The organism is Enhygromyxa salina (assembly GCF_000737335.2).
In the GTDB taxonomy this organism is placed as follows: Bacteria; Myxococcota_A; Polyangia; order Nannocystales; family Nannocystaceae; genus Plesiocystis; species Plesiocystis salina_C.
In genome coordinates this window covers 1-1526 of the sequence record NZ_JMCC02000268.1, presented here as the reverse complement: position 1 = coordinate 1526, position 1526 = coordinate 1, and the positions used below count along the sequence as shown (strand labels likewise).

At 62.2% G+C, this 1526-nt stretch carries 1 pseudogene; it reads left to right on the top strand.

The window, feature by feature from the left end:
• The first annotated feature begins 71 nt into the window (after positions 1–71).
• Positions 72–1486 (top strand): annotated as a pseudogene (locus DB30_RS40795) (IS3 family transposase).
• Positions 1487–1526: the final 40 nt, after the last annotated feature.

Sequence of the window (1526 nt, the reverse complement as noted above, 5' to 3'; positions counted from 1 at the left end):
CCCTCTGTGCCAAGAAGTTTGATACCGCCGACCTGCTGAATTTAGTGTAGAGGGCGAGCAAGCGATCATCCGTGCCGAAAACCACCACGACCCCCGATCCCGAAGTCACCGCGAAGACGCAGCGCCGGCGGTTCACCGCAGAACAGAAGCGGCGGATCTTGACCGAAGCCGACAAGTGCAAGAAACCAGGCGAGCTCGGAGCACTGCTCAGGCGCGAAGGATTGTACTCGTCTCACCTCTGCAACTGGCGCGCCGCTCGTGAACGAGACGGTAAGGCCGGCCTGGATCCGAAAAAGCGCGGGCCCAAGGCCAAGGCAAAACCTGATGATCGAGACCGCAAGATCATCGAGCTCGAGCGCGAGTTGACCAAGGTCAAGGCCAGGGCCGAGCGGGCCGAATTCCTCGTCGACATGCAAAAAAAAATGGCACAGCTTCTGCGCGAGCTTCCCGAGGAGACGACCAAGTGATCGCGCTGATCAGTCACGCGGCCACCGTCGTCGGCGAACGCCAGGCCTGTGAGGCCCTCGACGTCCCCCGAGCCACCTACCGGCGTCGCCTGGCACCTCTGCACTCGCACCCGACTCGCCCGCGCTCGGGCGGTCGTGCGCTCTCTCAGGCCGATCGCGCAGCGGTTCTCGATGTGCTCCACGAGCCGCGCTTCCAAGACTTGGCTGTGCCCCAAGTCCACGCGGCGCTGCTCGACGAAAAAGTCTACCTGTGCTCGCTGCGCACGATGTATCGGATCCTCAATGCCGCTGGCGAGAACCGCGAGCGGCGGAACATCCGGAGGATCGCCAACGCGACCAAGCCTGAGTTGCTCGCCACGAAGCCCAACGAACTGTGGAGTTGGGACATCACGAAGTTGCACGGCCCGAGTAAGTGGACCTACTTTTACCTGTACGTGATCCTCGACGTGTTCAGCCGCTACGTCGTCGGCTGGATGGTCGCCACGCGCGAGTCCAAGGCGCTCGCTCGCAAGCTGATCGCCGCGACCTGCAAGAAGCAAGGGATCCAACCTGGTCAGCTCACGCTCCATGCCGATCGCGGCTCATCGATGAAGAGCAAGCCGGTCGCGTTTCTCCTCGCGGATCTCGGCGTCACCAAGACCCACTCACGGCCTCACCAGTCCAACGACAATCCGTTCTCCGAGTCACAGTTCAAGACGATGAAATACCGGCCCGATTTTCCCGGCCGATTCGGCTGCCTCGAGGACTCCCGATCCTTCTGCCGCGACTTTTTCCCCTGGTACAACGACGACCATCACCACAGCGGCCTAGCGATGATGACGCCGCACGACGTGCACCACGGCTTGATCGACGAGCGCCTCGCCTGCCGCAACGCCGCCCTCCAGGCCGCCTTCGAACTCCACCCCGAGCGCTTCAGCCATGGATCGCCCGAGGCCAAACGACCGCCAAACCAGGTCTGGATCAACAAGCCGATCGACGACCCCAACGTGCCCGTGCCAACCGTTCCCGTTGCTCTCTAAACTCTGTGCCAACTGGTATCAAACTTGTTGACAACTTCCG